The sequence below is a fragment of the Mucilaginibacter sp. P4_E8 genome, from assembly GCF_056401495.1.
In genome coordinates, this window is record NZ_JBFUJG010000183.1 from 1 (window position 1) to 8,329 (window position 8,329).

Annotated in this window: 8 protein-coding genes; 1 reads left to right on the forward strand and 7 read right to left on the reverse strand. The window is 39.5% G+C overall.

The window, feature by feature from the left end; translation table 11 throughout:
• Positions 1–15: 15 nt before the first annotated feature.
• The 5 genes from AC1DRQ_RS27925 to AC1DRQ_RS27945 all read right to left on the reverse strand — a co-directional run bounded on the left by AC1DRQ_RS27925 (position 16) and on the right by AC1DRQ_RS27945 (position 4,656).
• A complete protein-coding gene (locus AC1DRQ_RS27925; RefSeq protein WP_477428859.1) occupies positions 16–975 on the reverse strand; it encodes an acyltransferase family protein in 960 nt (319 codons plus the stop codon).
• 39 nt (positions 976–1,014) lie between these two features.
• Entirely contained in the window at positions 1,015–1,869 is an 855-nt protein-coding gene (gene rfbD / locus AC1DRQ_RS27930) for a dTDP-4-dehydrorhamnose reductase (RefSeq protein ID WP_477428861.1), read from the reverse strand.
• 40 nt (positions 1,870–1,909) lie between these two features.
• Positions 1,910–2,464: a dTDP-4-dehydrorhamnose 3,5-epimerase gene (gene rfbC / locus AC1DRQ_RS27935; RefSeq protein ID WP_477428863.1), complete on the reverse strand. Its 555-nt coding sequence runs from the start codon at positions 2,462–2,464 to the stop codon at positions 1,910–1,912.
• Between the two features lie 100 nt (positions 2,465–2,564).
• Positions 2,565–3,509, reverse strand: coding sequence for a GDP-L-fucose synthase (gene fcl, locus AC1DRQ_RS27940; RefSeq protein WP_477428865.1), 945 nt, complete (start codon positions 3,507–3,509; stop codon positions 2,565–2,567).
• A gap of 61 nt (positions 3,510–3,570) precedes the next feature.
• Complete coding sequence (locus tag AC1DRQ_RS27945; RefSeq protein ID WP_477428867.1) at positions 3,571–4,656, reverse strand: mannose-1-phosphate guanylyltransferase; 1,086 nt, start codon at positions 4,654–4,656, stop codon at positions 3,571–3,573.
• A gap of 248 nt (positions 4,657–4,904) precedes the next feature.
• Between AC1DRQ_RS27945 and recQ the strand changes: the two genes are divergently transcribed.
• Entirely contained in the window at positions 4,905–7,097 is a 2,193-nt protein-coding gene (gene recQ / locus AC1DRQ_RS27950; RefSeq protein WP_429393987.1) for a DNA helicase RecQ, read from the forward strand.
• Between the two features lie 103 nt (positions 7,098–7,200).
• Here the strand turns inward: recQ and AC1DRQ_RS27955 are convergent, their stop codons facing one another.
• Together AC1DRQ_RS27955 and AC1DRQ_RS27960 are read right to left on the reverse strand one after the other, a co-directional pair.
• Positions 7,201–7,851: a carbohydrate-binding protein gene (locus AC1DRQ_RS27955; RefSeq protein WP_477428869.1), complete on the reverse strand. Its 651-nt coding sequence runs from the start codon at positions 7,849–7,851 to the stop codon at positions 7,201–7,203.
• On the reverse strand, positions 7,848–8,329 hold a 482-nt coding region (locus AC1DRQ_RS27960; RefSeq protein WP_477428871.1), incomplete at its 5' end, for an OmpA family protein. The genes AC1DRQ_RS27955 and AC1DRQ_RS27960, both read right to left, overlap by 4 nt.

An 8,329-nucleotide genomic window follows, 5' to 3' on the forward strand; every position in this document is an offset into this window, starting at 1 on the left:
GTATATGCAGTACCACTACCCCATCCCAAAAACGTACTTATTGATGGATTTTATTTTGCTTATCTGAGCAATTATTAAAATGAATATAACCTCTGCCGTAACGGCTACCCCATAAAACAACAACAGGTTATTTGTACCAACCAATTTTGTTACCAGTATAATTGGAACCACATGCCATAAATAAATAGCTAATGAATTTACGCCTATCCATTGTATACTTTTTACATGTGGAAAAAAGTTCTCCCTGGCTTTTGCCGTGAGGAGGTTTAGGAACGACAGGTTAAAAAGGAAGAAAAGGATAATGCCTAAAATTTTATTCGGGCAGAAAAACAATGCCACAATGCCTATAAAACTTGCCAAGGCTACAAAATGCATTAATTTATTTTTAACAGGGTGATTTCTTAAATAAATCCCAAAAACAAAAAATACATAAAACTGCGGCTTAAATGTGCCAAGTATCAAATCTAAAGCCTTGTTTAAAGCCGGTGGACTTTTATAAAAAGCAGGGTAGTATGACAGTATCAAAAAGCCCAAAGAAACAATACCACTAAAAACCAACAAACCTTTAATGCCAATTTTTAATTTTTCTGATAACCAGGTTATAAAAACCCAGCTCAGGAATGCCGGTATAAACCATAAATGATAATACGGAGATACGAATGACATGACCAACATACCCAGTTTATGGCCATGTTTAAGCTGTTCCCCGTTAACAATAACCATATAAGCAATAACTGCAATTGCCCAGGGAATTATAACCCTGAATAGGTACTTTGATATTAACTCTTTAAACGAAACTGAACCAATTTTTGCACTATTAAACAAAAAGCCACTTATCCCAATAAAAACCGGCATATGGAAGCTATAAATAATGTATCTGGCGAAGTTTTCAGAGAGCGAGCCCTGTAAAACATGTCCGGATATGACCAAGATAATCAGTAACCCTTTTAATAAGTCGATGTTTTCAAATCTCATAGTATGCTGGTATACAAATGGCTGTGGCTAATAAGTTTATTATTTCAGTTTTTGCAAGCAAACGGCAAGGCTATCTCTCCAGTAAGGTATTTCTATATTAAACGTCTTTTTAATTTTTGCTTTATCCATTACAGAAAAAGCCGGGCGTGTTGCCCTGGTAGGGTACTCACTGGTACGTATAGGGTAAGCCTTTACTTTACTGCCTGCCAGATCAAATATACCTTTGGCAAAATCATACCACGAAGTTACGCCTTCATTACTATAATGATAGATGCCAAAGTTTTCGCCGCCGGCTGTTATAATATCAAGTATGGCGGCAGCCAGATCAATAGCATATGTTGGCGAGCCAATCTGATCGGCAATAATTTTCAGCTCGGCACGCTCGGCACCTAATTTCAGCATTGTTTTTACAAAATTGTTGCCGTATTCAGAGTATAACCAACTTGTGCGTAAAATGTAGTGCCGGGGCAATATGCTAATAACATCCTGTTCGCCCTCCAGTTTAGTAAGGCCGTAAACACTTATTGGCTCAGTAACATCACTTTCAATAAGCGGGTAAGGTTTATCTCCTTTAAAAATAAAATCTGTTGATAAATGAACAAGCACAGTACCATGATCTTTACATTGTGTAGCAAGATTAGCAGCACCAGTCCTGTTTATTTTGCGGGCCATATCAATATCATCCTCGGCTTTATCAACCGCGGTGTAGGCAGCGCAGTTAATTACATAAGCTGGTTTGTATTGTTCAAATACTTTTGATATAGCATCCATATCTAAAATATTTGCTTCTGTTTCGGGAGGGAAAACAATGAAGTTAATATCTTTTATCTCCGCAACTTTTTTAAGGCATTGCCCCAGTTGACCAGAAGCTCCAAAAACTACAATGTTTTGCATATTGATAGGTGTATGTTTAGAATTTATAGATGTTCCGTTTTTAAAATCCAAGATCGGTTACATCTTTCAGGAAAGGTAACTCTTTGTCTTTATCTGATACATTTAGTTCATCGGCACTTAATTGCCAGTCGATATTTAAAGCAGGGTCGGCATAATGCAAGCCGCCTTCGGCTTGTTTATTGTAGTAATTATCACACTTATACTGAAAAATAGTCGTATCACTTAATACAATAAATCCGTGCGCAAACCCACGGGGAATAAAAAGCTGCTTATTATTATCGGCTGACAACAATACACTTTGATATTGACCATAAGTAGCCGATGCTTTACGCAGATCAACAGCAACGTCTAACACCTCGCCCTGTGTTACCCTAACAAGTTTAGCCTGGGCATATTCGCCTTTTTGCAGATGAAGCCCACGCAATACTCCCTTTGTTGAAAAGGATTGATTATCCTGCACAAACTGAACCTGGTAACCGGCCGCATCATTAAATGACGCTTCATTAAATGATTCGAAAAAATAGCCTCTATCATCATTAAAAATGCGTGGTGTTAAAATAATAAGCCCTTCAATCGGGGTTGGAGTAATCGTCATATATTTATTAATATTTTATACCAGCTCGGCAACAGCTATTTTGTACAAAGCTATCAGATATTATTAAAGCCAGTAAGTATTATTTAAAATGAATAAACTATTATCGTTCGTGATTTGCTGTATGTTTATCAGTAAAATCGCGATAGGCCGATAAAATACCGTTTGTTAATGTAGTGTGATGCCGCCACCCCAGGTTATGTAATTTACTTACATCCATTAGCTTACGGGGAGTACCGTCAGGTTTTGATGTATCAAAAACCAATGTTCCCTCAAAACCAACAACACTTTTAACCAGGTTTGCCAATTCGGCAATGCTTAAGTCTTCACCTGTCCCTACATTGATCAGCTCTTTTTCATTATAGTTTTCCATTAAAAACAGGCAGGCTTCGGCCAGGTCATCAGCATAAAGAAATTCTCTTTTCGGATTTCCGGTACCCCAAATGGTAACTGTTTTTTCGCCCTTAAGTTTTGCCTCATGAAACCTACGGATCATTGCCGGCAAAACATGTGAATTTGTGGGATGATAATTATCGCCTGTACCATATAAATTGGTTGGCATTACGCTGATAAAGTTACAGCCATACTGGTCACGGTAAGTTTCGCAAAGTTTTATCCCTGCAATTTTGGCTATGGCATAAGGTTCGTTGGTATACTCTAAAGGCCCTGTAAGCAGATACTCTTCTTTTAAAGGCTGAGGAGCCAGTTTAGGGTAGATGCAGGAACTGCCCAGGAACATTAACTTTTTTACACCTGAAACATATGCCGAATGTATAATATTACATTCCATAATCAGGTTTTCATACAAAAAATCGGCCCGGTAAGTGTTGTTGGCTACTATCCCTCCTACCTTTGCAGCGGCCAAAAAAACATAATCAGGTTTTTCTTTTTCAAAAAATTCTGATACCGCTTGCTGGTTACGCAAATCAAGCTCATTTGAACTTTTGAGTAACAGATTTTCAAAACCATTTTCACGAAGCTTGCGTGTAATTGCCGAACCAACCATACCGTTATGTCCGGCTATATATATTTTACTGTTTTTATTCATAGTTATTAGCAGAAACAAGTTTCTGTAAATGAGCAGGTAAAGTTAATCAAAAAGCTGGGGGCTAAATATACTTAGGTCCAAACTTGCTCTTTACGTCGGCCACTACCTGTTTTACATTCTGTTCCTGGTCGCGCGGGCAAATAAGCAGGGTATTGTTTGATTCCACCACGATAAAATCATGCAGGCCCTGTAATATCACCAGCTTTTCGCCCGGTACATTCACCATACAGTTCGAGGAATCATACATGATCACTTTTTCTGACGGGATCACCGCGTTGCCCACATAATCCTTGTCGGCCAGTTCATAAATAGAGGCCCAGGTGCCCAGGTCGCTCCAGCCAAACTCCGAGGGCAGCACATACACATTATCCGCCTTTTCCATGATCCCGTAATCTATCGAGATATTGGTACATTGCTGGTAGGCTTTATGGATATAGGTTTTCTCATCASCCGTATTGTAAACCGGGCGGGCATCAGCAAARATCTCATGCATCTCGGGTAAATGCTGGCTAAATGCCTTCACGATGGCCCCKGCCGACCATACAAAGATCCCCGCGTTCCATAAAAAGTCGCCACTTTGGATAAAGGTTTTGGCGATCTCCAGCGTGGGTTTCTCGGTAAAGGTTTTAACCTTATGAAAATCATGATTGATCACATGATCRGTATAYTGGATATAACCATAACCGGTATCGGGCCTGGAGGGTTTAATGCCCAGGGTGATCAGGCAATTGCAGACTGCAGCGGTTTGCAGGGATTTTTCAATGGCGCTTACAAAAGCATCCTCATCCAGGATCTGCTGGTCTGAGGGAGCCACTACGATGACAGCATCTGGGTTCAGGCTTTCTATTTTAAAACAACCATAAGCCACACAAGGCGCGGTATTACGCATCACCGGCTCGGTTAATATCTGACCTTCGGCCATGTCGGGCAGTTGATTTTTTACCAGTTTGGTATAATTATCATTGGTTACTACGTAAATATTTTCTTTTGGGCAAACCTTCAGGAAGCGTTCATAGGTGTTTTGAATCAGGGTTTTGCCGGTTCCAAGTATATCTATAAACTGTTTGGGATGCGATGAGCGGCTTATAGGCCAGAATCGGCTGCCAATACCACCTGCCATGATGATCGCATAGTTATTTTTGTTCATGTGTATGTAAAAGAGTTTTTATTTGGTTTAGACAGCGCAAAAGTGTACAATAATCTGTTAATTATGTATTAAATAAAACTAAATAGTTGGATAGCCATTTTGTTCACAACTTAAATACATTAAAGAAACAAATTGTTTTTCATTCAATAATCATATTAGTATAAAATTAAAAAGTAAATCCACCGTTTATTCATAAAAATTTGTTACTTTAAACTTTTAAATACATCTCAAGATCACGTTAAACAATGATAGAAACTAAGAAGTCGCTATTTGATAATCTCCAGAATTTTTTCGGATTCGACAACTTTAAAGGAGAGCAGGAAGCGATTATAACTAACATCCTGGCCGGTAATGATACTTTTGTGATCATGCCTACCGGTGGTGGTAAATCCATGTGCTACCAGTTGCCGGCATTAATGAGCGAAGGCACCGCAATAGTAATTTCACCACTGATAGCCTTGATGAAAAATCAGGTAGATCAGTTAAGGGCCTTTGGAGGGTCAGATAGTATAGCCCATTTCTTAAATTCATCACTTACCAAATCAGATATAGGCCGGGTTAAAGAAGACGTTTTAGCCGGGAAAACCAAGTTATTGTATGTTGCGCCCGAATCATTGACCAAACAGGAGAACATTGATTTTTTACGTCTAAACCAGGTATCATTTGTAGCGGTTGACGAAGCGCACTGTATCTCTGAATGGGGGCATGACTTTAGACCAGAGTACCGTAAAATACGTCAGGTGATCAGTAATATTGGCGACAATATTCCAATTATAGCCTTAACAGCTACAGCTACACCAAAGGTTCAGCAGGATATACAGAAAAACCTGCAGATGAACAATGCTACCATATACAAATCATCATTTAACCGCTCAAACCTTTTTTACGAAGTACGTGCCAAACGTAATGTGATCAAGGAGATCGTGAAGTTTGTAAAGCAAAACCAGGGAAAATCAGGTATCATATATTGCCTTAGCCGTAAAAAGGTTGAAGAGGTTGCCGAAGCGCTTAATTTAAACGGCGTTAAAGCACTGCCATATCACGCTGGGTTAGACCCTAAGGTACGTGCAGATACGCAAGATAAATTCCTGATGGAAGATGTTGATGTAATTGTGGCTACCATTGCCTTTGGTATGGGTATTGACAAACCCGATGTGAGGTATGTGATACACCATGATGTACCTAAAAGCATGGAAGGTTACTATCAGGAAACCGGGCGCGCCGGCCGTGATGGGGGCGAAGGTGTTTGCGTAGCGTTCTATTCGGAAAAAGATATTGACAAGCTTCAAAAATTCATGAAGGATAAGCCAGTTTCTGAACGTGAAATTGGTACACAAATATTAAAAGAGGTTATTGATTACTGCGAATCGTCGGTATGCAGGCGCAAACAGTTGCTGCATTACTTTGGCGAAAACTTTAATGAGGCAGGCTGCAATAATATGTGCGATAACTGCTGTGGTTCAAAAGAGCACTTTGATGGCGAAGAACACCTGCACAGGGCGTTAAGCCTCATCAGGCACATTGGCGAAAAATTTGATGATCATCATATCATCAGCATACTAATGGGTGAGGAAAATGCCCAGATAAAGAATTATGAGCATGACCTGCTTGATTATTATGGCTCAGGCAAGGAACTGGGTAAAAATCTTTGGAATTCATTATTAAGGCAGGCCCTGCTCAATAATTATCTTTCAAAGGATATTGATCAATATGGTTTGTTAAGGTTAACAAAAGCAGGCAATACCTTTATTGACAACCCGCACAGCATACGTTTTGTATTGAACCAGGTAATTGAAAATACCGATGACGATGATGACGCTGATGGCCCTAAGCAAGGCGGTGGGGCATTAGATACTCAATTGCTGCAAATGCTCAAGGACCTGCGTAAAAAGCTGGCTAAACAAAAGGGATTACCGCCATTTGTTATATTCCAGGATCCATCGCTGGAAGAGATGTGTACCCATTACCCGGTTACTACCGAAGAATTGAAACAAATTTCGGGTGTGGGTGCCGGCAAGGCACTAAAGTTTGGTAAACCATTTACCGATCTGATACAAAAATATGTAGAGGATAATGATATTGACCGCCCTGTTGATATGGTGATCAAAAGTGCTGCTAACAAATCGGCACTAAAGGTTTTCATTATCCAGAACATCGACCGTCATTTAAATCTGGATGATATTGCAGCTTCAAAAGGCCTCACCTACGAGGAAATATTAAAGGAGGTGGAGACCATTGTCAATTCTGGTACAAAACTTAACCTGAACTATTATATTGATGAAGTGATTGACGAGGATAAGCAGGAAGAAGTGTTTGATTATTTCCGTACTGCTGAAGCCGACTCTATTGATGACGCACTGGCCGAGTTGGGTAATGATGATTACACCCGCGAAGAAGTACAGCTGATGCGTATCAAATTCATATCAGAAATGGGTAACTAAAATATCCTGAATAAAATTAAAGAAGCCTTTGGATTGAGTTCTGAAGGCTTTTTTGTTAAAGGAAGGTTTTGCGGTATAATTGGCATGTAACTATTTGTCCACTTTATTTAAATTCCAAATAATCCAAATTCATATTCCCGTTAGTGAGGATGTGTAAAGTAAGCACATGAATACCTTTTTTAAGGCTTATGGTGGTTAATGAATCAGATCTGTTCCAATGATGCCATTGGCGCCATTTAACCGTATCACGGTCATCGTGGGTTGAATTAATTTTCAGGTTTTTCGCTATCTCGTTACCGTCAAGATCAAGTGATATAGAACCATCGCCATTGGAGGTATACATCACATCAACCCGGTAGTTTCTTGATTCTTTAACATTTACTGTGTATTTGATCCACTCGCCCGGTACTGTCCAGCCAACATATAGCTGATCCATTTTTGGTTGTACAACATTGTGTGGGTTGTTATCAATGCTGTCATGGGCTTTTGTGTAAGAAATATCAACGCCTTCATGCATCCTGAACTCGTTTAAATATGTCCCATTTGCTGGATTAAGCTTACCGCTGCCATTATTTAAACTGTCCGAATCATGATAAGCAACTCCCTCACCACCTGTATTGTAATATTCGCATTCCACTTTGCCGGGTATCTGCTGTACTTTATTTTGCCAGGGTTTGCCCGAATTTGTAGTGGTGTGGGTAACGGCACAAGAAAACAACGCGATAGGGATTAAGCCGAATAATATTTTTTTCATTTTGAAATGATCTTAAATTCGGTTCTCCGGTTTTTGGCGCGGTCTTCATCCGTATCATTGGAGGCAATAGGCTGGGTTTTGCCATAACCTTTATAAACCAGGCGACTGGCTACAATGCCATTAGTTATCAGATATTGATAAACTGATTTGGCCCGGTTTTCGGATAGGGTTTGATTGATCTGATCGGGGCCTACATTGTCAGTATGTCCGGATATTTCTATATGTACAGTTGGGTTTGCTGTTAAAAATTCAATCAGTTTCATCAACTCCGATTTTGATTCCGATTCCAGATCGAATTTATTGGTGTCAAAAAATATGTTTTTAAGTATCACTTTATTACCCACCTCAATAGGCGATAATGAAACCGAAATGTTAAATGGATTTTTAGCCTTGTAACCTATCAACGAGAAATTCTCTGAATAAAACAGGTACCCGCTTTTTGATATGTTTAAGCCGTAGTTTTTCCCTGAGGTTATAG

Coding starts and splice junctions, on each gene's coding strand:
- AC1DRQ_RS27925 (WP_477428859.1), bottom strand. CDS start 975: ATGAGATTTGAAAACATCGACTTATTAAAAGGGTTACTGATTATCTTG.
- rfbD (WP_477428861.1), bottom strand. CDS start 1,869: ATGCAAAACATTGTAGTTTTTGGAGCTTCTGGTCAACTGGGGCAATGC.
- rfbC (WP_477428863.1), bottom strand. CDS start 2,464: ATGACGATTACTCCAACCCCGATTGAAGGGCTTATTATTTTAACACCA.
- fcl (WP_477428865.1), bottom strand. CDS start 3,509: ATGAATAAAAACAGTAAAATATATATAGCCGGACATAACGGTATGGTT.
- AC1DRQ_RS27955 (WP_477428869.1), bottom strand. CDS start 7,851: ATGAAAAAAATATTATTCGGCTTAATCCCTATCGCGTTGTTTTCTTGT.